This window comes from Modestobacter excelsi (genome assembly GCF_005930495.1).
GTDB lineage: Bacteria > Actinomycetota > Actinomycetes > Mycobacteriales > Geodermatophilaceae > Modestobacter > Modestobacter excelsi.
The window spans coordinates 1-449 of record NZ_SJEX01000166.1; the positions used below are offsets into that span (position 1 = coordinate 1).

Here is a 449-nt window from a genome sequence, read left to right on the forward strand (position 1 = left end):
CATACTATGAGTATGACTAACACTAGTAATAAGTAATACCAACCAAAATTTACTGCTATAAAGTCTGTTATTGACTGAGTACCCGTTTCTAGTTGTTTAGGCCAAATTGCACCGTAAACAACGAATAATGTACAAATCGCTAGGGCAACCCAGAATACTATCGTTAATTTATTTAAACGCATAAAAAATAGTAGCCTCCCCCTATTTCGTTTATGCATAACTTATACCCTAACTTCATTTAATTATGTATTGCACAAGTGTTGAAATTGTACATTCAAAAATTTCTCTATACGCTCACTTTTTTATAATATACTTTCAGGCTATCATGCTAACGTTTTGAATTGTATATAAAAACACAGTGATTCCATTTAATGAAATCACTGCGTTTATTTAATTGATTATTTTACTGCATTTCTGAATAAATCAATACTATTCATCCATATTATATG

General features: G+C 29.8%; 1 protein-coding gene. It reads right to left on the reverse strand.

Annotation, left to right across the window (positions count from 1 at the left end; genetic code table 11):
• A partial coding sequence (locus FHL80_RS27300) for a BCCT family transporter (RefSeq protein ID WP_216871049.1) occupies positions 1–218 on the reverse strand: 218 nt, incomplete at its 3' end.
• Positions 219–449: the final 231 nt, after the last annotated feature.